The organism is Cobetia sp. 2AS (assembly GCF_029846355.1).
Taxonomy (GTDB): Bacteria; Pseudomonadota; Gammaproteobacteria; order Pseudomonadales; family Halomonadaceae; genus Cobetia; species Cobetia amphilecti.
In genome coordinates, this window is record NZ_JARWKQ010000004.1 from 143057 (window position 1) to 167176 (window position 24120).

17 protein-coding genes are annotated in these 24120 nt (G+C 64.0%); 4 read left to right on the forward strand and 13 right to left on the reverse strand.

What is annotated here, in order from left to right; all coding sequences use genetic code 11:
* Positions 1–396: 396 nt before the first annotated feature.
* From QD356_RS12445 to QD356_RS12490, 10 genes are all read right to left on the reverse strand, one after another.
* A complete protein-coding gene (locus QD356_RS12445) occupies positions 397–753 on the reverse strand; it encodes a RidA family protein (RefSeq protein ID WP_043331456.1) in 357 nt (118 codons plus the stop codon).
* A gap of 409 nt (positions 754–1162) precedes the next feature.
* Positions 1163–2053 (reverse strand): universal stress protein, encoded by an 891-nt coding sequence (locus tag QD356_RS12450; RefSeq protein ID WP_192837470.1) that lies wholly within the window; start codon positions 2051–2053, stop codon positions 1163–1165.
* Positions 2054–2232: 179 nt separating this feature from the next.
* Complete coding sequence (locus QD356_RS12455) at positions 2233–3720, reverse strand: SulP family inorganic anion transporter (RefSeq protein ID WP_054555610.1); 1488 nt, start codon at positions 3718–3720, stop codon at positions 2233–2235.
* 264 nt (positions 3721–3984) lie between these two features.
* Positions 3985–5058, reverse strand: a complete 1074-nt coding sequence (locus QD356_RS12460) for a DMT family transporter (RefSeq protein ID WP_192837469.1) — start codon at positions 5056–5058, stop codon at positions 3985–3987.
* A gap of 6 nt (positions 5059–5064) precedes the next feature.
* Positions 5065–5925 (reverse strand): HAD-IB family hydrolase, encoded by an 861-nt coding sequence (locus QD356_RS12465; protein WP_192837468.1) that lies wholly within the window; start codon positions 5923–5925, stop codon positions 5065–5067.
* Between the two features lie 134 nt (positions 5926–6059).
* Complete coding sequence (locus tag QD356_RS12470) at positions 6060–7073, reverse strand: cyclodeaminase (RefSeq protein WP_225996301.1); 1014 nt, start codon at positions 7071–7073, stop codon at positions 6060–6062.
* Positions 7074–7131: 58 nt separating this feature from the next.
* Positions 7132–8241 (reverse strand): pyridoxal-phosphate dependent enzyme, encoded by a 1110-nt coding sequence (locus tag QD356_RS12475; protein ID WP_192837467.1) that lies wholly within the window; start codon positions 8239–8241, stop codon positions 7132–7134.
* Between the two features lie 3 nt (positions 8242–8244).
* Complete coding sequence (locus tag QD356_RS12480; RefSeq protein ID WP_192837466.1) at positions 8245–9720, reverse strand: aminotransferase; 1476 nt, start codon at positions 9718–9720, stop codon at positions 8245–8247.
* Between the two features lie 99 nt (positions 9721–9819).
* Entirely contained in the window at positions 9820–11373 is a 1554-nt protein-coding gene (locus tag QD356_RS12485) for an NAD-dependent succinate-semialdehyde dehydrogenase (RefSeq protein WP_107336145.1), read from the reverse strand.
* Positions 11374–11625: 252 nt separating this feature from the next.
* Complete coding sequence (locus tag QD356_RS12490) at positions 11626–12174, reverse strand: hemerythrin domain-containing protein (protein WP_043331576.1); 549 nt, start codon at positions 12172–12174, stop codon at positions 11626–11628.
* A 312-nt stretch (positions 12175–12486) separates the two neighbouring features.
* Here QD356_RS12490 and QD356_RS12495 point away from each other — a divergent pair, with 312 nt between their 5' ends.
* A complete protein-coding gene (locus QD356_RS12495; RefSeq protein ID WP_192837465.1) occupies positions 12487–13854 on the forward strand; it encodes a replication-associated recombination protein A in 1368 nt (455 codons plus the stop codon).
* Positions 13855–13985: 131 nt separating this feature from the next.
* Here the strand turns inward: QD356_RS12495 and lolA are convergent, their stop codons facing one another.
* Together lolA and QD356_RS12505 are read right to left on the reverse strand one after the other, a co-directional pair.
* On the reverse strand, positions 13986–14654 hold the full coding sequence (gene lolA / locus QD356_RS12500) for an outer membrane lipoprotein chaperone LolA (RefSeq protein WP_054555615.1): 669 nt from the start codon (positions 14652–14654) through the stop codon (positions 13986–13988).
* 200 nt (positions 14655–14854) lie between these two features.
* Entirely contained in the window at positions 14855–18925 is a 4071-nt protein-coding gene (locus QD356_RS12505) for a DNA translocase FtsK 4TM domain-containing protein (RefSeq protein WP_192837464.1), read from the reverse strand.
* Positions 18926–19095: 170 nt separating this feature from the next.
* Between QD356_RS12505 and aat the strand changes: the two genes are divergently transcribed.
* The 3 genes from aat to infA all read left to right on the forward strand — a co-directional run bounded on the left by aat (position 19096) and on the right by infA (position 21250).
* Entirely contained in the window at positions 19096–19812 is a 717-nt protein-coding gene (gene aat / locus QD356_RS12510; RefSeq protein WP_043333849.1) for a leucyl/phenylalanyl-tRNA--protein transferase, read from the forward strand.
* 36 nt (positions 19813–19848) lie between these two features.
* Entirely contained in the window at positions 19849–20652 is an 804-nt protein-coding gene (locus QD356_RS12515) for an arginyltransferase (protein WP_054555616.1), read from the forward strand.
* A gap of 379 nt (positions 20653–21031) precedes the next feature.
* Positions 21032–21250, forward strand: coding sequence for a translation initiation factor IF-1 (gene infA, locus QD356_RS12520; RefSeq protein ID WP_024953359.1), 219 nt, complete (start codon positions 21032–21034; stop codon positions 21248–21250).
* Between the two features lie 574 nt (positions 21251–21824).
* Here infA and clpA read toward each other — a convergent pair.
* On the reverse strand, positions 21825–24089 hold the full coding sequence (clpA, locus tag QD356_RS12525) for an ATP-dependent Clp protease ATP-binding subunit ClpA (protein WP_043333850.1): 2265 nt from the start codon (positions 24087–24089) through the stop codon (positions 21825–21827).
* Positions 24090–24120: the final 31 nt, after the last annotated feature.

The window sequence follows — 24120 nt, forward strand, 5'->3', positions numbered from 1 at the left end:
GATAATTTATCCCTAGAATAGAAAACCATCTAATAATGCACTAAAAAGATTTTTCTTAAATAATGACAAGCCATTAATTCACTACAGTAATTACGCAAATTTCACATCATAGCTTTAGGCCAACGACTTGGGCTTCGTCACAAATAGGACTAAGGGGCTCCAGTATCCATAATCATGCAACATTAATGTCGAAGACATCTATAATCTCAAACACTTCAAAATAGACAATAGCAAAGAGCAGCTGCTAGCAGAACTAAAACTTGAGGTAGGTAGACTAAAATATCAATTTAAGCAACGTCATACACAAAAAGTTGATTTATCGTTTTATCCAGCCATTAGTTAATATAAACCCCACCAGAGTTTTCTCTGGCGGGGTTAGAAAAATCATACTTTGAATTACTTAACCGCAGCGACCACGGTAATTTCACACAGCAGTTCCGGGCTGGCCATGGCGGCTTGTACGCAGGCGCGGGCGGGGGCGTGGCCTTGTGGTACCCAGGTGTCCCAGATGTCGTTGAAGGTCTTGAAGTCGTCCATTGTCTTGAGATAGACGGTGGCGGAGAGCAGGTGCTCGCGGTCGGTGCCGACTTCTTCCAGCAGCGCATCGACACGCGCGAGCATGCTGTTGGCCTGGTCCGTGATATTCCCGAAGCGATGGTCCGGACCGGCGACCTGGCCACACAGGTAGATGGTGTTGTTGTGGATCACGGCGCGGCTCATGCGCGGCTTGGTGTCATGGCGTTGGATGTTCATCGAGAGTGTCCTTGTGCTGTTCTTCTTGGGTAGTGGAAAAATGCCACCAGCGGCGCTGATACAGAAAACACCGCTGGCGAAGCAGGGTGAGATCAGTCCTTCAGCGTTCCAGATTCGCGCGAGCGGCGCAACGCGACCTGCGGGGGATATTACCCTGCATCATGGGAACCTGTGGTTTCAGTTATGGGGGCTCTTGTAGTGGCTCTTGTGGTGACACCTGTTGTTTCACGCGTGCTGCCGGTGATGTAGGAAAACGGGCGTGAACTCAAGATTGCCGGTATACGAAGATACCCGCCAGACAGCAAGACGCCGCGCCCGAGAGATTACGGAAGCGCGGCGTCACGGCAATGATGGAACGGCTCGCTCTCAGCCAATGCTCAGAGAGCCGCCTGAGCGACTCAGGGATGGCTCAGCGCAGGATCAGCAGCGGCACCGTGGCGTTGCGAATCATCTCGGTGGTGGTGCTGCCGACCAGCAGCTGACGGATGCGCGAGTGGCCGTAGGCACCCATCACCAGCATGTCGATGGCGTGTTCCTTGGCATATTCGCGCAGGCAGGCTTCCACCTCTCCTGCTCTGAAGCTGGCCTGCACGCTGAAACCTGCCGCGGTGAGGGTGTCGCGCGCGGCGTCCAGCGGGGCCTGATGCTCCACCGACTCCGCGCCGACCATCACCAGATGCAGCTCCGCGCCTTGCAGCAGCGGGCTTGCCGCCAATACCTCGACGGCGCGCTTGATGGTGGTGCTGCAATCGAAGGCGATCAGCACCCGTGTCGGCTGATTGAACTCGCCCGGCACCACCAGCACCGGACGATGCAGGCTGCGAATCACGCGCTCCAGATTGCTACCGAGGTGCTCGCTGGCCTGCTCCGCCCCTTCGCCGCGCTTGCCGATCACCAGCAGGCGAATCTCGTCTTCCAGCTCCGCGAGGGTCTCGACCAGCTCACCATTGCGCTGGCGTGGGCGCGGCTCCGCGATACCCGCCTGCACGGCGCGCTCGTAGGCGGCCTCCAGCATCAGGCGGCCCTGCTCCTGGGCGATACGCCCGCGTTGCTCATCCAGGGTGGCGAGCTCTTCCAGCAGGTGCTCGCGCGCGCCGAGCCCGATGCTGCCGGAGAGATCACTGCTGGCCTCGCCCGCTCCTTCCTGGCGGTCGATCACATGCAGGAAGCTCAGCGGTGCCGAGAGGCGTTGGCTGGCCCACACGGCGGCGTCACACACGGAGACGGCAAAGGCGGAGCCGTCAATGCAGGCGGTAACCTTGTCATGGCCTGTCAGGGCACTGGCAGAGGATTGGCTCATGGCGTGCTTCCTTATGCTGACGATCAAGGTGGCGCTTCAGGCGCCTGTTTCGAGATTACCACTTTCCGACCCCACCAACGCAAACGGCGGGCAGCCCGTGAAGGACTGCCCGCCGTCTTTACGCATCAATCACGCTGCTGGCGCCACCGGCCTCGATCAGGCGGGGGAAGCCAACGGGATCAATGACCCATCAGCTTCTCGACCGCATCCGGCTTGTCATGCACCGCGAAGCGATCCACCAGCGTGGCGCTGGCTTCGTTGAGCCCACGTACCTCGACCTCGGTACCCTCGCGGCGGAACTTGACCACCACGGTGTCCAGCGCGCCGATGGCGGTGATGTCCCAGAAGTGCGCACGGCTGACGTCGATGACGACACGCTCGACGGTCTCCTTGAGGTCAAAACCGGCCTGGAACTGCTCGCTGGAGGCGAAGAACACTTGACCGACCACGCGGTATTCGCGGGTACGACCATCGGCATTCATGTCGCTGCCGATGTGCAGCACCTGACCGATCTTGTTGGCGAAGAACAGCGCCGAGAGCAGCACGCCGACCAGCACGCCGATCGCCAGGTTGTGGGTCGCGACCACGACGGCCACGGTGCCCAGCATGACGATGTTGGTGGACATCGGGTGGGTCTTGAGGTCACGGATCGACTGCCAGGAGAAGGTGCCGATGGAGACCATGATCATCACCGCGACCAGTGCGGCCATCGGAATCTGCGAGACCCACGGGCCGAGGAACACGACCAGGATCAGCAGCACGACACCCGCCACCATGGTGGAGAGACGCGTACGACCGCCGGACTTCACGTTGATCATCGTCTGGCCGATCATCGCGCAACCCGCCATGCCGCCGAGGAAGCCGGTGACGACGTTGGCCGCGCCCTGGCCCTTGCACTCACGGTTCTTGTCGGACGGCGTATCGGTCAGATCATCGACCAGGGTGGCCGTCATCAGGGATTCCAGCAGCCCCACGACCGCCAGCGGCAGCGAGTACGGCAAGATGATCCACAGGGTTTCCAGATTGAAGGGGATGTCCGGAATCAGGAACACCGGCAGGCTGTCCGGCAGCTCGCCCATGTCGCCGACGGTGCGGATATCCAGACCGACAACCATGGCGAAGATGGTGAGCACGATGATGCAGACCAGCGGCGACGGCAGCAGCTTGCCGACCTTCGGCACCAGCGGCAGCAGGTAGATGATGCCGAGACCGGCCGCCGTCATGGCGTAGACGTGCCAGGTGACGTTGGTCAGCTCCGGCAGCTGGGCCATGAAGATCAGGATCGCCAGCGCATTCACGAAGCCGGTGACCACCGAGCGCGACACGAAGCGCATCAGCGAGCCGAGCTTGAAGTAGCCGAAGATGATCTGGATCACGCCGGTCAGCACGGTGGCGGCCAGCAGGTATTCCAGGCCGTGGTCCTTGACCAGGTCGACCATCAGCAGTGCCATGGCACCGGTGGCGGCGGAGATCATGCCCGGACGGCCACCGGCGATGGCGGTCACCACGGCGATGGAGAAGGAGGCATACAGGCCGACCTTGGGGTCGACACCGGCAATGATGGAGAAGGCGATGGCTTCGGGGATCAGGGCCAACGCCACCACCAGGCCGGACAGGATGTCGGGCCGGAGGTTGGAGAGCCACTGCTGTTTGAGGCTGCTTGTCATCGAGTCGTCCGCAACAGGTTGGGGAAGGTGGTGTGCGTGCTGAATCCTGGCGCTGTCGAGTCAGTCTGGCGTCCGGTTGTTGCAATCTTCATCACTGCCGTCAGGGGCAGTGCCGCTCGCGCCTGGCTCGCGTCGTGAAGTCGCCGTCGTTTCCGGTCACCCTGTGGCTTTCTTCGCGCCATGAGCTATTCGCTCCGGTCGCCGTGAGGCGTCCAGAGGGCTGTCATTTGACAGTGAATAAACTCGGGGATGGGCAGGATTGTATCAGTTGCCGCCCGCAGACGCATCCGCAGAAGACGCGCGCGTGGCCTGCAGGTGACGCAGGCGGCGGTCGATCAGACTCTTGATCAGCATCGCGCCCAGCACCATGGCGCCGCCCACCCAGCCGCGCAGGGTCAGTGACTCGTCCAGCACCCACCACACCCACAGGATGCCGAACACGCTTTCCAGCAGCATCAGCAGCGCCACCTCGGCGGACGGCAGGTACAGCGGACCACGCTGGATCAGCGTGAAGCCCAGCGGCGAGAGCACCAGACACAGCAGCACCAGCCAGCCGGCGCGCTGGGCGAAATCAGCGCTGTGCGAGGGCCATAGCTTGGTGAGCACGCTCTCGAGGACCTCTGCTGCACCCTCTGCTGCACCCTCTCCTGCACCTTCTCCTACCCCAGAGACCGCCAACCATATGCAGGCCAGCAGGCCACACAGCGCGGTCATAAGCCCCGACAGCGTCAGCATCGGGCTCATGTCGAGGCCCGGGCGCGTGCGGCACAGCGTGAAGTTGCCCGCCAGTGACAGGCTGCAGCCCAGCGCGAGCAGGTTGCCGGTCAGCGAGCCGCTGCCCGCCTCGTCCATCACCAACAGCGTGATGCCCGCCAGCGAGACCAGAATCGCGCCCCACACATGGCGCGGCTGGCGCTCGCCCAGCCATAGCCGCGACATCAGCGCCGCGAACAGCGGACTGGCGGCGAGGATGATCAGCACATTGCCGGCGCGGGTGTATTGATTGGCGAGCACGAAGCCCAGCGTGGAGCCGGTGAACAGCAGCGCGACCCACAGCCCCGTGCGCCCGCAGCCACGCATACGCGCCAGCGCACTGGCGCAGCGCTGGCCAGGCCCGCCGCGCTGGGTGAGCAGCAGAATCAGCGCAAAGCCGATGGCCGTCAGCACCCCCCGCCAGAACACCAGCGGGCCATCGGCGACATCGGCGAGGCGCAGCAACAGCGCATCCGGCGAGATCAGCAGCACGCCCAGCGCCGTCAGCGCGACGCCACGCGCCTGCAGGGCTCTGGCATCCGGGCTGTGATCGCGGGCGAGGTGGGAGTCAGTCGACGGCTTCATGCACGCTCAGTCCGATTCGATGGACAGGTGCGACTGACGCCAGTCGACCACCGGCCAGCCACGCGCTTCGGCGAACTGGCGCAGCGGCGCATCCGGCTGGGTGGCGTGGGGGTGATCGACCCGCTCCAGCAGCGGCAGGTCGTTGTGGGAATCGGAGTAGCCCCACAGTGCCTGCGGCGCACGCTTGAGCTGGCTGGCGTCTTCCAGCCAGGCATCCAGCGCCGCCAGCTTGCCTTCGCGGAAGGTGACGATGCCGGTGGTCTCGCCGGTGAAGCGGCCCTGATCATCGAAGGCAGGATGGGTGGCCAGCGCGCCATCGGCGGTCAGGCGACTGGCGATGGGGCCGACCAGATGATGCATGGAGGCGGAGATGATCAGAGTGCGATGGCCCGCCTCGCCGTGTTCGGCCAGCCGCGCGATACCGCCTTCCAGCAGACGCGGCATCACCATTTCTTCCACGAAATCATCGACTTCGCGACGCACCTCATCGCGATGCCGCCCGATGAGCGGGCTGAGCAGATGCCCCGTGTGCTCGTGGATATCCAGGGTGCCGGCGTGATACTCGCTCTGGTGGCGCTCGCCGACGGCCATGAAGACCTCGACATCCTCGATCCAGCCACAGGCGGCCATCCAGCGCATCCACATGCCGGTGCAGTCGCCATCGAGCAGGGTATCGTCGAGATCGAACACCGCCAGCGGGGAATCCAGCTGGCAGAAATGGCGCAGATACCCCTCACCCGGCGGGGATAGCGGTGGCAGCAGCGTCACGGCATCGCAGTCGGCACAAAGATCCGCCAGCGGCGAGCGGCGGACCTCTACCCCGGGGGCAGCATTGAGGGCGCGCGGCGCAGCAGAGGGTGAGGGCATGGTTCGAGTCACGACAGGCTCCGAGTGGACGAGGGAGTCAACGGCTTCCTGCCGTTACTGCGTGACCCTCGCATGCGGCGCCGCGCTGGGCAAGTCCGTCGCGCCTTCATGACCCGCTGTCGCTGCGTGCGGCGCTAGCGCTGGGCGAGTCGAGCCAGCGCCAAGCTGGCAATCGCGGTGTCCTGCACGCCGGTGCCGGTAAGGTCTGCCACCGTGATGAGGGTATCAGTGGCGGTTTCAGCCTGTTCACCGCTGTTCTGGTCACCCTCACGCAGACGACGCCCATCGGCCAGCAGCTTGCCCAGCTCGTACACCTCGCATGCCTTGGCCTGGTCTTCATCCAGCCCCTTCAGCTCGCCATTGATTTCCGACTGGGCGCGGCTGTCACACACGAAGTAGTCGCAATCGGTCAGCACGTCGGCTTCCAGCTCGCGCTTCTCGGGGCTGTCGGAGCCCATCGCGGTGACATGCACGCCTTCCGGCAGCATCGAGTATTCCAGCAGCGGCGTGTGGGACGGCGTGGCGGTGATGATGATATCGGCGTTCTGACACACCGCATGCAGGCTGTCATGGCTGCGCACGGTGAGGCCCAGGCGCTGCTCGATGTCGCGTGCGAAGCGCTCGCCGCGCTCCTTGTCACGCGCCCAGACATCGACACTCTCGATATCGCGCACCAGCCGCAGCGCCTCCAGCTGCAGGCTCGCCTGCTCACCGGCGCCGATCAGCGCGACGCGCTTGCTGTCGGGGCGTGACAGGGCCTCTGCCGCCACGGCACCGGCCAGCGCGGTGCGAATGGCGGTGAGATAGCCGCCATCATCCAGCAACGCCTTGGCCAGCCCCGTCTCGGCGGAGAACACCACCATCAGGCCATTGAGGCTTGGCAGGCCGCGGGCGGGATTGTTGAAGAAGCCGGGGCTGATCTTGATCGCGAAGTGCTTGAGCCCCTGGATATGGGCGGTCTTGACATCCACCTCGCCGTTGGCCTCCTCGATGGCCATCGACAGGATCGGCGGCTGCACCACCTTGCCTTGTCCCAGCGCGATGAAGGCATCGCGAATGGTGCCCAGTGCCGTGGCGTCCAGCCCCACGACCTGCTCGATCTGTTCACGGGAATACGTCTGCATGCTTTCTTGAGTCGGTTCCGTCATGCGCCCTCCTCCTGGTGTGCCGTCATCTGTCTCACGCTGTGAGCCATGGGCGAATAAATCACTGCTGAGCGTCCGCCAGCAGTGCTCTGGCCTGATCGAAGGTCTCCAGACTGACCCCATTGCCACTGATGATCAGCGCGACACGCTGGCCGCGGATCGACTCGGCCAGCACCGGGTCGGTCTCGCCCAGCCGCGAGGCCTCGAGTGCGGCAAGCCCGACCACGGCGGCACCCTCGACCAGCAGCTTCTCCTCTTCCAGCAGCATCAGCATGGCGCGGGCGATAGCGCGCTCGCTGGCCTGATGGTGTTCATCCATCACGCGGCGCACCAACGGCAGCGTGGTGTGATTGCCAAGCCCGATGCCGCCGCCCAGCGAATCCGCGAGGCTGGCGACCTCTTCCACCTCCACCGGTGTGCCCGCCTGCAGGCTGTGCCACATGGCCGCGCCTTCGGTGAGGCTGATGCCATGCACGCGGGTCTCGGGGCGAATCGCCTTGAGCGCCGCCCCGATACCGCCGAGCAGGCCGCCGCCGGACAGTCCGATCAGTACCTGATCGAGCTGCGGGCAATCCTCCATCAACTCAAGCCCGATGGTGCCCTGACCAGCCGCGATCAGCGGGTCATCGAAGGGTGGCACCGCCAGCATGCCCTCCTCCTCGACCAGCCGATTGACCTCGTGGAAGGCCTCGTCCTGGCTGCGCCCGACCCGGCGTACCTCGACACTGCCGCCAGAGGCACCGCCCAGCTCACCCAGCGCCTCGATGGCACGCACCTTGTTGGCGGGCACCTGCTCGGAGAGGCAGATGACCGCCCTCAGGCCACGGCGCATCGCGGCGTAGGCCAGCGCGCGACCATGGTTGCCGGTGGAGGCGGTGGTCACGCCGCGTGCCAAACGACTGGCGGCATCGCTTGAGCAGCCTTCCGCCACGGCGGCCAGCAGATTGCTGGCCCCGCGCAGCTTGAAGGCGCCGGTGGGCTGGCGGGTCTCCAGCTTGAGCAGAATCTCGGCATCGAAGCGTCGCGACAGCGCCGGTGAAGGCACCAGCGCCGTGCGTTCGACACCCGTGGCCGTCGATGAATGAAACAGCCGCTGGCGCGCGGCATAGATATCGGCCAGCGCCAGCGGCGTTTCCCGTGTGCTCTTGAGCGGGGGTAGGGTCAATGCCATGGCTTACTTGACACCAGAAGCGGGTTCACCGGACGTGAGATCGCCATTGTCGACAAGCTCCTGATGCACCTTGTCCACGGCGCGACGCGCGCGGGCAACGATGTCATCGATTTCCTCAGGCGTGACCACCAGCGGCGGCGCGAAGCCGAGGATGTCGCCCTGCGGCATGGCGCGAGCGACCAGGCCTTCCTCGAGGGCTGCCGCGGAGATGCGCGGGCCGACCTTGAGCGCTGAGTCGAACGCCTTGCGCTGTGACGGCTGCGGCGAGAACTCCAGCGCCGCCAGCAGGCCGATGCCACGCACATTGCCGACGATGGGGTGATCGGCGAAAGCCTCCTGCATGGCGTTCTGCAGATAGGCGCCGGTATCGCGGGCGTTATCGACCAGGCCCTCGCGACGGATGATCTCCAGGTTGGCGACACCGGCGGCGGCGCCCAGCGCATGGCCGGAGTAGGTCCAGCCGTGGCCGATGGGGCCGAATTCGCCGGTGCCCTGCTCCAGTACCTTCCACACGCGGTCACCGACGATGACCCCGGACAGCGGCTGATAGGCGCTGGTCAGGCCCTTGGCGATGGTGACCAGGTCCGGCTTGATGCCGAAGTGCTGGAAGCCGAACTGGCTGCCGATGCGCCCGAAGCCACACACCACTTCATCGCAGATCATCAGGATGTCGTGGCGCTTGAGCACGGCCTGGATGGCCTCCCAGTAGCCCTCCGGCGGCGGCACGATGCCACCGGTGCCCAGCACCGGCTCGCCGATGAAGGCGCCGACGGTCTCCGGCCCTTCGGCCTGGATCATCGCCTCGAGCTTCTCGGCGCACCAGGTGGAGAATTCACGCTCGCTCATCTCGGCGCACTCGGCGGGACGGCGGTAATAATCCGGCGCCTCGGTGTGCAGGATGCCCGGAATCGGCAGATCGAAGTGATCATGGAAGGCCGCCAGCCCGGTCAGCGAGCCTGAGGCGATGCCGGAGCCGTGATAGCCGCGCCAGCGCGAGATGACCTTCTTCTTCTCCGGCTTGCCGATCACGTTGTGGTAATAGCGCACCAGCTTGAGCTGGGTCTCGTTGGCATCACTGCCGGACATGCCGTAATAGACCCTGGACATGTCGGGGCCGGCCAGTTCGAGAATCTTCTCGGACAGCGCGATCTGCGGCTCATTCGAGTGGCCGACATAGGTGTGGTAGTAGCTGAGCTTGAGGGCCTGCTCGTGGATGGCATCGGCGACTTCCGTGCGCCCGTAACCGATGTTGACGCAGTAGAGGCCGGCGAAGCCGTCGATCAGCTCACGCCCGTCACGCTCGCGGATGCGGATGCCTTCGCCGCCGGTGATCACGCGGCCCGGCGCATCGCCCTGGGCGTAATCGCGCAGGTGGGTCGAGGCATGGAAGGTGACCTTGCGATCACGGCGAATCAGCTCATCGGTCGAGGTCGCGTCGTCGAAGCTGGCGGCCTGACTCAGGGTGTTATCGGTGCTCATGTGACTCTCCGAATGCTCAACTAGGGGCGATCGACCGGTGGTGATGCTCAATGGCCACCGGTCGCCATGATCGACATGTAACAGTGAAGGATGTCCGTCTCAACTTCCGGAGGCGCTTTCCAGTCCACCCAGACAGTAGTACTTGATATCGAGATATTCCTCGAGCCCCTGACGGCCACCTTCGCGACCCAGGCCAGATTGCTTGACGCCGCCGAAGGGAATCGGCGCGCCGGTCATCTTGACGGAATTGACCGAGACCATGCCGAAGCGCAGGCCACGCATCAGTTGCCAGATGCGGCGCACATCGTGGGTATAGACGTAGGCGGCGAGGCCGTATTCGGTGTCGTTGGCCATCGCGATCACCTCTTCCTCGTCGTGCCAGGCAGTGATGCCGGCCACCGGCGAGAAGGTTTCCTCGCGCCAGACGCGCATGTCCGGCGTGATGTCGGCCAGCAGCACCGGCATGAAGAAGTTGGGGCCCGGCGCCATGCTCTGGTCGCCGTGGATCAGCCGCGCGCCACGCTCGACGGCGTCATCGACGATGGTCTGCGCCTTGGCGACGGCGTCGCGGTGGATCAGCGGGCCAAGATCGATTCCCTTCACCTGGCCATTGCCGACCTTGAGCTGCTTCATGATGCGCGCGAAGTGGCTCAGGAAGTCCTCGTAGAGGCTGTCGTGGACCAGGATACGGTCGGCCGCGAGGCAGTCCTGACCGGAGGTCTGGAACTTGGCATCGACGGCGGCGCGCGCAGCCTCTTCGGGGTCCATATCCGGCCCGACGATGAAGGGCGCATTGCCGCCCAGTTCCAGCGAGACACGCTTGACGCTGTCGGCGCACTGCTTCAGCAGCAGACGCCCGACCCGGGTGGAGCCGGTGAATGACAGCCCGGCGACGCGCGGGTCATCACACAGCTGCCTGGAGACCTCGGAGGCCTCACCGGTGATGACGCTGAAGACACCGGCGGGAATGCCGGCACGCTCGGCCAGCTCCGCCAGCGCCAAGGCCGAGAACGGCGTCTCGCCGGCCGGCTTGACCAGCACCGTGCAGCCCGCCGCCAGCGCGGCCGCGGCCTTGCGGGTGATCATCGCCAGCGGGAAGTTCCACGGCGTGATCAGCGCCGCGACACCGATAGGCTCACGCACGGTGCCCAGGGCGGCATTCGGGATATGGCTGGGGATGGTCTCGCCGAAGGCACGATTGCCCTCCTCGGCGAACCAGTGAACGAAGCTGGCACCGTATTCCACCTCGCCACGCCCATCGTCCAGCGACTTGCCCTGCTCACGCGTCATCAGCATGGCCAGGTCTTCCTTGTGGGCGCGGATGAGGTCGTACCAGGCATCCAACAGCTCGCCGCGCTGGTCGACGCGCAGCTTGCGCCATTCACGCTGGGCCGCATCGGCAGTGGCGATGGCGGCGTCGATCTGCGCCTCCTCGAGCCACGGCACCTGACCGAGACGCTCGCCGGTGGCGGGGTCGAAGACCGCCTCCTCACGCCCGCCTTCACCATGCACCCAGCAGCCATTCACGTAGGCGAGCTGGCGAAACAGGCGCGGGTCTTCCAAGGCAATGCCTTGGCTGGCGAACTGGGCGGGCTCGGACGTCGCTCCGTCCTGGGAAGTTGCCCACTGTCGTGCAAGAGATTGAGCACTCATCGCTTGTCTCCCGGGCCGCACGGCCGTCATCTGAGAAGGCGGAACACCGCCAAAGACAACGCCCACCGAAACGCGGCGGGCGTCATGTGATGACCTCAGTGTGGGGGAGATGAGACGTGGAGACTTTCGGAATACCCGCCAACGACTTGGCATTCTTTCTGTTGTGGCGGGCAAAGTGCGGATTCTTTCTGTGTGGCGAGTTCCTGACTAGACCGTTATGGATCAGAGCGTCACTGATCGGACCGACATGGCTCAGGCGGTCACGACATCACTCTCGGTCAGCTCGGCGTAGAGTTCCGGGTAGGCTTCCTGAAGGCGCTCAAGCTCGGTGCGCGCATGCGGGATGGCATCGGTCAGCTGCTGCCATTCCTCATCACTGAGGTTGTCGCGCATCAGCGGGAACAGCTCCTGGCGCTCGGCACGCAGGTAGTCACGGTGTGCCTCCACATACTCGCGCAGGTCGGCATTGAACTGATCCATCGGGATGATCTGGTCCATCAGGATGCTGTCGAGGTTGTCGGACAGCTTGTCCAGACGCTCGTGCAGGGTGCGATATTGCTGGATGAGGCGCTGACAGAGTGGCGCGGCGTCTTCGGAGCGTTCGCACAGCATCTGGGTGCATTGACGCTCCAGCGGAATGATGAAGCCCTGCATGTAATCGAGAATGTAATCCACCACCTCACGCATCATGCGAAAGTCGGGACGCTCACCACTGACGAGCGTCTTGTGGCGGTGCGAAAGCACGTGCAGCAGACGGGCCATGTTGGCGTGGTCCTGGCGCAGCTGAGTCACATTGGGCATGACTTCCTCCTCCTTACGGAACAGGTGGCCGATGCTGGCAGACAGCGCTGCCGCCTCGGGCATTGCTACCGAATGTAGCAATGTCGTCACCTAGAAGTGTAGGACACATCCCCCGAGCGCCAGTTAGACGTTGGGTGGGATTGCCTAAATGAGCGTGTCATGCTGTCAGGAAAACATGACAGTCTGGTGCAATGCCACGCGCGGCCTGAGGCCGCTGACTGACCGCGCCGCCCCTGCTGATTTGTACAGGCCTGCAGGATCGGCCATGATGAGCGCAATACTGCCCCACGCCTGCCGGAGCCAGACTCGCCGATGGATCTTTTTGCCGATACCGCCTCGAATTCCCATGCGCCACTGGCCTTCCGCATGCGTCCCCGCACCCTGGATGACTACATCGGACAGACAGCGTTGGTCGGGCCTGACATGCCGCTGCGCCAGATGGTGGAAACCGGCGTGGTGCGCTCGATGATTCTGTGGGGGCCGCCGGGCGTCGGCAAGACGACGCTGGCCGAGATTCTCGCCTATGGCTGTGATGCGCATCTGGAGCAGCTCTCGGCGGTGATGGCTGGGGTGAAGGACATCCGCGAAGTCGTCGAGCGTGCACGCCACCATCAGGCCAGCGAGCGTCAGACGGTGATGTTTCTCGATGAGATCCACCGCCTCAACAAGAGTCAGCAGGACGCCCTGTTGCCGCACGTGGAATCCGGCCTGCTGACGCTGATCGGCGCGACCACCGAGAACCCGTCCTTCGAGGTCAACTCGGCCCTGCTGTCGCGGGCTCGGGTCTATGTGCTCAAGGCCCTGGAAACCGAAGACCTGATCGAGGTGCTGACGCGCGCCCTGCAGGATGAGGTCAACGGCCTCGGCAAGCGTCATATCGAAGCCAGCCGCGAGACGCTGACCCGCATCGCGCGCTCGGCCTCCGGCGATGCACGCCGCGCCCTCGGTCTGCTGGAGACCGCCTGTGACTTCGTGCGTCGTGAGCCAGATGCCCAGGGGGGAACGCGCGAGATACTCGAGGAAAGCTCGCTGGAGGCCGTGCTAGGCCATCAGGCCTCCAGCTTCGACAAGCAGGGCGATGACTATTACGACCTGCTGTCGGCGATCCACAAGTCGATACGCTCCTCGCGGCCCGACGCGGCACTGTTGTACATGGCGCGCTTCATGGATGGCGGCGGCGACCCGCTGGATGTCGTGCGGCGTCTGACGGCGATTGCCTCCGAGGATGTCGGCAACGCCGACCCACGCGCCCTGCCGCTGACCATCGCCGCCTGGGACGCCTATCTGCGCCTCGGTGACTACGAGGGCCAGCGCGCCATCGCCCATGCGGCGATCCACCTGGCCATCGCGCCCAAGAGCAATGCCATCGAGGTGGCCTGGAAGGAAGCCAAGGCCTTCGTGCGCCAGCAGCCCCACTTCGGAGTGCCGGTCTACCTGCGCAATGCCCCGACCACGCTGATGAAGGAGCTGGGCATGGGCGAAGGCTATCGCTATGCCCACAACGAGCCCAATGGCTATCCGGCCGGCCGCTCCCACGATGCCTGGCCAGAAGAGCTGCCGCCCCAGCAGTTCTACCGCCCGACCCAGCATGGCGGCGAGAAGCGCTTCGCCGAGATAGAGCGCTGGCGCCGCGAGCAGGACGCCGCCGCAGACCGTGGTGAGACGCCCGGACAGAGCTGATCAGCGGCGAATCCTGCGCGCACATGGCTGCCGAGTCGCGACTGGCACAGACAAGAACGCCCGGACCATCTGGTCCGGGCGTTCCTGTCTGGTCAAGCGTATTCAGGATTTGCGCTGCACCTTGGGCGTGATCACTGCTCGCGAATGACGTCGGCGCCTTGCGGGATCTGGAACACGAAACGGCTATCCTGCAGCGACGGGTTGTACTGCACGTTGCTGAAGTCGATCGCCGTGCGCTGGCCGGTGGAATCCGCCATCTGCAGCATGTCGAGCTGCTCGCTGTCGAAGGTCAGCTTGAGGCTTTCAAACAGCGTATCGGCCTGTTTGGGCGTCAGCGTGAAGGTCTCACGCGCGCCCTGCTGCTGACGCTTGACCGCATAGTTGGCGGTCAGCTCACTGGCACGACCGGACAGCAACAGCGCCGGCGTATGGGTGACACGCTCATCCAGCGGCTGCACGGTGACCTGCTCGAGGTCCGGATCATGCAGATAGACTTCCTTGCCATCCGACACCACTTCCTGACGGTACGGCGCATCGACGCTCCAGCGGAACTTGCCCGGGCGCGACAGCCACATCTTGCCCTTGGCTTCCTGCAGACGCTGACCCGAGGCATCGAGGATCTGCTGATCGAAGTCGGCAGCATAGGTCTTGAGCGGCTCCAGCAGGCGCGACAGACGATCGCCTGCCGACTCCTCGGCGTGCGCTGGCAGAGCGGCCATGCCCAGCATCAGCGCGGCGCCCAGCCCCTTGGCCAGACGAGCGGTCAACGAAGAAGCGAAAGAACGGGACAATGTCTTCATGAAACTCCTTGCGGTGAGGAAGACCAGTGGCAAGCCTCGGCACCGAGGCCCTGCATCTGACCATCATCATTTCAGCGATTCGGGATGATTGCTGCCAATATCCTGCTGACAGTGATCTGTTATCTGACGTCTTTGACACGAAGGGGAGCAAAAAGCTCCCCTTCGTGTGTTTCAGCGTGCAGCGACCAGGCCTGCGGCGGCTAGCCGCTGTGGTTGGGCGCGATCACTTCCCGCGAGCCATTGGTGCCCATCGCGGAGACGACACCGGCCATCTCCATCGCCTCGACCAGGCGCGCAGCGCGGTTGTACCCGATCTTGAAGCGACGCTGCACGGCAGAGATGGAGGCACGACGCGACTCGACCACATAGGCCACGGCCTCATCGTAGAGCGCATCCTGCTCGGCATCGCTGTCCTCACCTTCGGCCTCGAGACCGGCCAAGGCATCGGCCTGCACGCCACCGGTGAGGATCTCCTCGATGTACTCCGGCGAGCCGCGACGCTTCCAGTCATCGACCACACGGTGAACCTCGTCATCATCGACGAAGGCACCGTGAACGCGCGTCGGCATGCCGGCACCGGCCGGCAGGTAGAGCATGTCACCGTGACCCAGCAGGTCCTCGGCGCCGCCCTGATCAAGGATGGTGCGCGAGTCGATCTTGGAGGAGACCTGGAAGGCCATGCGCGTCGGGATATTGGCCTTGATCAGGCCGGTCACGACGTCCACCGACGGACGCTGGGTGGCCAGAATCAGGTGAATCCCCGCGGCGCGTGCCTTCTGGGCCAGACGTGCGATCAGCTCCTCGACCTTCTTGCCGACGATCATGAACATGTCGGCGAACTCGTCGATCACCACCACGATGTAGGGCAGCTTGGCGAGAACCGGCGGATGCTGGTGCATCTCCCAGGGCTGCGGCTCCCACAGCGGGTCAGCGATCTGGGCACCATGCGCCTCGGCTTCATCGATCTTGGCATTGAAGCCGGCCAGGTTGCGCACGCCCATGGCGGCCATCAGCTTGTAGCGACGCTCCATCTCGGCGACACACCAGCGCAGGGCGTTGGCGGCCTCCTTCATGTCGGTCACCACCGGCGCCAGCAGATGCGGAATGCCGTCATAGACCGACAGCTCCAGCATCTTGGGGTCGACCATGATCATGCGCACTTCGTCCGGCGTGGCCTTGAGCAGCATCGAGATCAGCATCGAGTTGATGCCGACTGACTTGCCCGAACCGGTGGTACCGGCGACCAGCAGGTGCGGCATCTTGCCGAGGTTGGCCACGACAGGGGCGCCACCGATGTCCTGCCCCAGCGCCAGGGTGACCGGAGATTCCGCCAGCTGATAGGCATCGGAATCGAACACTTCACGCAGGCGAATCATGGCGCGGTTGGGGTTGGGAATCTCGATGCCGACCGTCGGACGGCCCGGAATCACCTCGACCACACGCACGCTCTTGACCAGCAGTGAACGCGCCAGGTCCGTCGACAGGTTGGAGATCTTGGACGCCTTGACGCCCGGCGCCGGCTGAATCTCGAAGCGTGTGATGACCGGCCCCGGCCAGACATCCGCCACCTCGGCCTTGACGCCATACTCGCGCAGACGCACCACCAGCAGCTCGGCCATCTGGTCGAGCTCTTCTTCGCTGTAGTTGGGCTTCTGGGCATCCGGCGGCGTCAGCAGGCTCAGCTGCGGCAGGTCCCCTTCCGGCTCGTCCTCGTGATCGGCACCTTCATGGCGCTGGCTCTGCATGTGCTCCACGGTCCACAGGGTCGGACCGGAGGGATCACTGGCAGCCGCCTGTGCATCTTCCGCCGTCGCCAGACGACCACCGCCCGGCACCATGCCGGACTCATCGCCGTCATAGGCCCAGGAAGGACGCTCAGCCGGTGCGGGTGTCGCTTCCGGCGTGGCTGTCGGCGCCTCGAAAGGCGGCACATGCTCGGCCTGAGGCGCCACGGAATCGGGCTCCGCTGGCGCGACCAGCTCGGCAGGTTGATGAGGCGCTGCAGGCTGACGCAGCTCAGGGGCATGCTGCTGCGGCGTGGCAGACGGGCTGCTCGGCGCCGCAGGCGCGTCTGCCGGTGTCGGCGCGTTGCCCGTCGGCTGCTCGAAGGCATCATCCCAGGAGACGACCGCCTTGCGAGCGGGAGTCTCGGAAGAGGCCGCCGCAACACCGGCCGCCATCACACCCGCACCGGCTGCCAGCCCTGCGGCCGTGACGAATTGACCACCACTGCCGGGCAGAGGCGCATCATCGTCGTCCCTTGGCTCCGGCGGCTGATTGCGGCTATCCGGCGCGGCATCGCTGCGCTCGCGCGCAAGTTGCGCGTCGCGCTCACGCTGTGCCTCTTTCTCAAGCTGCGCCTGCTGCTCGAGCTGTGCTTGACGCTCTGCCGCTTGCTGCTCGGCTGCACGCTGCGCTTTCTGTTCTGCTTCGCGCTGCGCCTCCTGCTCTGCCAGACGTTGCGCTTCCTGATCAGCCAAGCGCTGCGCTTCCTGCTCGCGAGCCAGCTCTTGAACCTGAGCTTGTGCCTGAGACGGAGCCTTGTGAGCTTCGGCCTCGCTCTGCGCCTGAGCGTCTTGTGCCGTGTCGTGACGGGCGGTCTCATGACGAGCCGTGTCGTGACGAGCGGTCGGCGCAAAGGCTGAGGCGGCGTCCCAGGCAGCAGGGGCAGCCGTGCTGTCGGAGGCTGATGCCGTGTCTTCGACGGCAGGGCCTGGCGTCGCCGCCTTGGGAGCCTGCGTCGTGACTGAGGCGTCAGCATGACGCTGGCGCTCGGCCTCAATGGCAGCAGCTTGCGGCAGACGGGAGCGCGTGACATCGGCATGCGCGACACGCGGCGCGGAGGCGGCCTCTGCCGCCACGGCGGTCTTCAGGGCCGCGGCCAGATCAACCCCTTCGATGCTGACATTGGCGCTCTGCACCGTCATGCGCTCGGTGTAGGCAGCGCCCGGCACCTTGGCGGAGGGCGTGGTTTCAGCGGTCTGCCACGGGATATCGGTGCTGCGGTCATCCGCGAAGTCATCGCGAGCGCTGATGGCCTCGTCGGTGCCGCCATCCAGAGACGGCTCGACACGGCGCTGGCCGCGCGGCTCGGCGGCGATGCCTTCTGCCTCCTGACGGCGACCAAGCAGAATCTCGTCGCTGTCCTCGTCCCACTCCTCCTCTCGGGCACGGCGGCCCGGCAGCAGACGCTGCCACCAGCTCAGTCTGGGGGCCGGGTCGCGATCCGAGTCATCCTCTTCACCGTCCTCGTGCGTCAGCGACTCTTCGGCGTAGGCTGCCTCGTCATCGTAGGCGTCCTGGTCGTCGCGGCGGCTGTTGAAGCGCTCGGCGAACCAGCCGGACACCCGCATGCAGCCATTGCCCAGCTCATCCATGACCGTCAGCCACGACATGCCGGTAAACAACGTGAAGCCGCACAGGAAGCTGGCCATCGCGACCAGTACCGTGCCGCCCATGCCGATCAATGGCGTCAGTGCCCCGGCGATGCCCTTGCCGAGAATGCCGCCTGCGCCGTTGGTCAGCTGGCTGTCGGGGCTGTAGAACTGGATATCACCGATGACGCAGGTCGCCATGATCAGCAGGAACAGGCCGCCAGCGCGCACCGCGATGGTCGTCGGGTCCCACACAAGCTCAGTGCTGGGCTGACGCATCAGACGCCAGGCACCGAAGCCCAGCATCGCTGGCCACCACAGGGCACTGCCGCCGAACAGCGAATACAGTACGTCTGACAGCCAGGCGCCGATGCTGCCCATCCAGTTGCTGGGCGTCAGCTCAGGGCCGCTGTAGGACCAGCCGGGGTCCGTCGGCTCATAGCTGAACAGCGCCAGCAGCATGAAGACGCAGAGGCTGAGCATGAGAATGACCACACCTTCACGGCTGACGCCCTGCAGGGTGGTGGTCAGGCGTGACGGTGGTCGCGCTGCCTTCTCCGCACGCTGCTCGGCGCGGATGGCCTGGCGTTCGGCGCGTTCGGCCTGACGCTCGGCGCGGCGCTGAGCTGCAGGGCTCTCTTCCTGCACGCGCGGCTTGTTTCTGGCCTTGGCAGCAGGCTGGCCGCTGGCGTCCTTCCTCGCGGGCTTGCCCGAGACGCGCGGCGTCTTGCGTGCCGGGCTGGACTCAGTGGCCGAAGCACCGCGCAAACGCGCGAAGAAGCCCGGCGAGTCCGCTTTCTGACGGGCACGCTTCCTGGGTGTTGCTGCCGCACGGCGGCTACGGGTTTCAGGCTTGGCCTGTTCCCGACTTGTCTTTCTGGCACTCTTGGCAGTCAAGTCGCCATCCCCCTTGCACCTTGTGGGCGATTTTCCATGTACCTTCAGCCGGTTATCATAACCATTCGATGGCAGTGACGTCATAATTGCCGATTCACGTCTGCTCATGACGCCAAGGCGCCAGGAGCCCATTGCTCCGTGCATGTTCCCGAACCGACAAGAGGCTGCCCATGCTTCCCTGGCTTCCCCCTGCCCCTGTCCGCTTTCCGCATGCTTCCACCGCCCTGAGCGAGCCCGACGGCCTGCTGTGTGCAGGGGGCGAACTCAGTCCCGAGTGGCTGCTGGCGGCCTACCCCCGCGGCATATTTCCCTGGTTCAGTCCGGGTGACCCCATCCTGTGGTGGTCACCGGACCCACGCATGGTGCTCAAGCCAGAGGAAGTCCGTGTACGCCGCAGTCTGGCCAAGCGCCTGCGCAATGCAGGCCTTAGCTACAGTATCGACCGCGACTTTACCGGTGTGATCAATGCCTGTGCCAGCATTCCTCGCGATGGCCAGGCAGGCACGTGGATATTGCCAGAAATGCAGCAGGCCTACATCGCCCTGCATGCCATGGGACATGCCCACAGCGTTGAAGTCTGGCAGGGCGATTCTCTGGTGGGCGGCCTGTATGGCGTCGCCTGTGGACGCATCTTCTTCGGCGAGTCGATGTTCTCGCGCGTGCCCGATGCCTCGAAACTGGCGCTGGTGATCCTGTGCCAGGAATTGAAGGCACGGGATTTTCCGTTGATCGACTGTCAGATGCATACTCCGCACCTGGCAAGTCTTGGCGCCCGCAGCATCGCCCGCAGCGATTTCATCAGCTATCTTGACCAGTATGCCACTGGCCAAGGGCATGAGGGCAAGTGGTCACTGACATCCTGGCCCACGCAGCACGCCCGGGAATGATGGCCATGGCAATTCCAAGAGGGAGATGATGCAACGGTGAGCAGCAATACCCCCAAGCAACCGCAACGCGATCTGCGCTTCTTTCTGACGGTACCGCACGCCTGCAGCTATCTGGAAGGCCGCCAAGCGACCACGCTGTTTCTCGATCCGCAGGAAGCGCCCAATTCCGGTGTCTATGACGCCCTTGCCCTGCTCGGCTTTCGCCGCAGCGGCTCTCATCTCTATCGTCCGCATTGCGGTGATTGCCGTGCCTGCATTTCCGTGCGCGTGCCGATCGCCGACTTCACGCCCAACCGCACCCAGAAGCGTCTGGTGCGGCGCAATGCCGACCTGGTCATCGAAGAGGGGCCGGCACTCTTCGACCCCGAGCATTATCGCCTCTACGCCCATTACATCCGCAGCCGTCATGCGGATGGCGACATGTTCCCGCCCAGTCATGAGCAGTATCGCACCTTCCTCACCTCCCGCGATGACTATGCCCGTCTGGTGAGCTTTCGCCTCGATGGCCGTCTGGTGGCCGTCGCCGCCATGGACCGCATGAGTCATGGCCTGTCCGCCATCTATACCTTCTACGATCCGGATGAGTCACTGAATCAGCGCTCGCTGGGGACCTACGCGGTGCTGTGGCAGATTGAGCAGGCACGCCGCGAAGGCCTGACCCACCTCTATCTGGGCTACTGGATCCGCGATTGCCGCAAGATGAACTACAAGCAGCATTTCCAGCCGCTCGAGTATCTGGATGGCAGCCACTGGCGGCGACGCATCCCGGCCAACCATACCGACAGCCATCTGCCACTGAGCCTGGTCAAGCAAGGCGCGTCAGTGACATCCGGCGAGTGACGCGCTGAGCTCATTGCATGGGCTCATTCCAAAGGCTCATTCCATAGGCTCTTTCGACACGCTCTCCAGGCGCCCTCTCGACGCAAGCGCTCTGACAACGCTAAGGTGACGCAACGCTCAGCTGGCTGGGCTCACCAGACAGCGCCGAGTGCCGACCAACCGCCTGCCGAGAGTTGCCCCGGCGCAAGATGCCGATTTTTATCTTCCTCCTGAGCTGCCCACAGGCGCTCAAGGAGCGTACAATCGCGCTTCGACTTTGCCTTGCCGCCGCCCTTACGGCACAATATCGCGTATCGAAGTCCCGAATCGGGCACTTTTTGTGCTGAGGCGGCTCGGAACTACCAGCAGTATTCCCTGTAATAAGTGAGGATCAGCCTATATGGCGCGTGAAGATCATATTGAAATGGAAGGCGTCATCGTCGACACCCTTCCGAACACCACTTTCCGTGTTGAACTGGAAAACGGCCACATCGTGACCGCTCACATCTCCGGCAAGATGCGCAAGAACTACATCCGCATCCTGACTGGCGACAAGGTCAAGGTTGAGCTGACTCCGTACGACCTGTCCAAGGGCCGTATCGTCTACCGTTCGCGCTAAGCACGGTCAGACTGCCCTGCCGGTTGCCATGCCATCGATCACTCTGCACGTCCTGGACCTGCATGCGATCATCATGACACCGGCTGGCTGAACCGGTCGTTCCCGGCACCTCAGGCACCAGCGTCACCTCCGCCTGAACCCTCCGCCCGGACCCGGAACGCATCGAGGTTGCAAGACTTGCCCTTCGCGGCGAGACACCCGCCACCTCGATGGCGTATGCCTGAGTATTCCGATGATGCCGCCTTGTCCCATGAATGCGTCTTGAGCCCGAACGCCAATCTGGTCTTCGCTCCCATTCAATGATGACAGGCGGCTCATCCCCGCTGGGCATTTTCTCCTCAATACGCATTCGCTTCCCCCGATACGCATTCGCCTCCTCCAGTACTCATCCAACTCCCCGCCCTTCCCTTGAGGATGGCGAGCCCCTTGGCGTGCGCGCGTGTCCAGCTTGAGCAATCGACTTCATGCTCGCTACGTGCGGACAGCTTGCTGACTGACGGCCATAAAAAAACGGCCAGTGCTTGAGCACTGACCGTTCATGTCGCCCGTTCCGGGCAGGAAGCTGAGCGTCAGATCACGCCATTTCCGCTTCCGTTTCCAGGTGCAGCTCGCCGTTGTCGACCGTGACATGCACGATACCGCCCGACTCGGACAGGTCGCCGAACAGGATCATCTCTGCCAGCGGCTTCTTGAGCTTCTCCTGAATCACGCGTGCCATCGGGCGAGCACCCATTGCCGGGTCATACCCGAGAGTCGCCAGCAAGTCGCGCGCCTCATCAGCGACGTCCAGCTGCACGCGCTTCTCATCCAGCTGCGCCTGCAGTTCGACCAGGAACTTGTCGACCACATTGCGCACCACGGCGAGATCCAGCGCGCCGAACTGGATGATGCCATCCAGACGGTTGCGGAATTCCGGCGAGAACGTCTTGCGGATGACTTCCATGGCGTCGGTGGAGTGATCCTGGTGCTTGAAGCCGATGGAGCGACGCGCCACCTGCTCGGCACCCGCATTGGAGGTCATCACCAGAATGACGTTGCGGAAGTCCGCTTCGCGGCCGTTGTTGTCGGTCAGGCGGCCGTGGTCCATCACCTGCAGCAGCAGGTTGAAGACTTCCGGGTGTGCCTTCTCGATCTCATCCAGCAACAGCACGCAGTGCGGCTGCTTGGTGATGGCTTCGGTCAACAGACCGCCCTGGTCATAACCGACGTAGCCCGGCGGTGCCCCGATGAGGCGCGAGACGGTGTGACGCTCCATGTACTCGGACATGTCGAAGCGCACCAGCTCGATACCCATCAGCGCCGCCAGCTGACGAGCGACCTCGGTCTTGCCGACGCCTGTCGGGCCAGCGAACAGGAAGCTGCCCACCGGCTTGTCCGGCGCCTTGAGGCCAGCACGCGACAGCTTGATCGCCGCGGACAACCCGGTGATGGCGTCGTCCTGCCCGAACACCAGCATCTTGAGATCGCGCTCGAGATTGGACAGCAGCTTCTTGTCGGAACTGGAGACCGTCTTCGGCGGAATGCGGGCGATGGAGGCGACGATCGCCTCGACCTGCTCGGTATCGATGGTGTCGACGCGGATGCTCTCCGGCAGCAGGCGCTGGTGGGCACCGGCCTCGTCGATCACGTCGATGGCCTTGTCCGGCAGCTGACGGTCGTTGATGTAGCGGTCCGCCAGACGCACTGCCGTTTCCAGCGAGGCATCGGTGTACTTGATGGCATGGTGCTCCTCGAAGCGACCACGCAGCCCCTTGAGGATGCGGATGGTGTCATCCACCGACGGCTCCATGACATCGACCTTCTGGAAGCGACGCGCCAGGGCGCGGTCCTTCTCGAAGATGCCACGGAATTCCTGGAAGGTGGTGGAACCGATGCAACGCAGCTCGCCGGAAGACAGCAGCGGCTTGAGCAGGTTGGAGGCATCCATCACGCCACCGGACGCAGCACCCGCACCGATGACGGTGTGGATCTCGTCGATGAACAGAATCGAGTTCGGTTCCTTGCGCAGCTCCGCCAGCAGCGACTTGAGACGCTTCTCGAAGTCACCGCGGTACTTGGTGCCGGCCAGCAACGCACCGAGATCCAGCGAGTAGACCACGGCTTCCTTGATGACGTCCGGCACGTCCTCCTCGACGATGCGCTTGGCGAGACCTTCCGCGATGGCAGTCTTGCCGACGCCGGCCTCACCGACCAGCAGCGGGTTGTTCTTGCGGCGACGCACCAGAATCTGCACCACACGCTCGAGCTCGCCATCGCGGCCGATCAGCGGGTCGATCTTGCCCAGACGCGCCTGCTCGTTGAGGTTGGTGGCGTAGTTGGTCAGCGGGTTGTTGCCGCCTTCGCTGCTCGCCTCTTCGCTCTCTTCATTCTCGACCGACGCCTGGGGCGTCTGGGTGTGACCCGCGACCTTGGAGATGCCATGCGCGATGTAATTGACCGCATCCACACGCGCGACATTCTGCTGCTTGAGGAAGTAGACGGCCTGACTTTCCTGCTCGGAGAAGATGGCCACCAGCACATTGGCGCCGGTCACTTCACTCTTGCCGGAGGATTGCACGTGGAAGACGGCACGCTGCAGGACGCGCTGGAAGCCCAGCGTCGGCTGCGTCTCGCGGTCTTCCTGCTCTTCCGGAATCAGCGGGGTGGTGGAATTGATGAAGTCCTGAAGGTCGACTCGCAGCTTGTCCAGATTGGCACCACAGGCGCGCAGGACATCGGCAGCGGAGGCATTGTCCAGCAGTGCCAGCAGGAGGTGTTCCACGGTCATGAATTCGTGGCGTTTGGAACGTGCCACGGTGAAGGCCGTGTTCAGGGTCAGTTCAAGTTCTTTGCTCAACATGGCAAGTCCCCTCTAGGCCGCGTCTTGGACG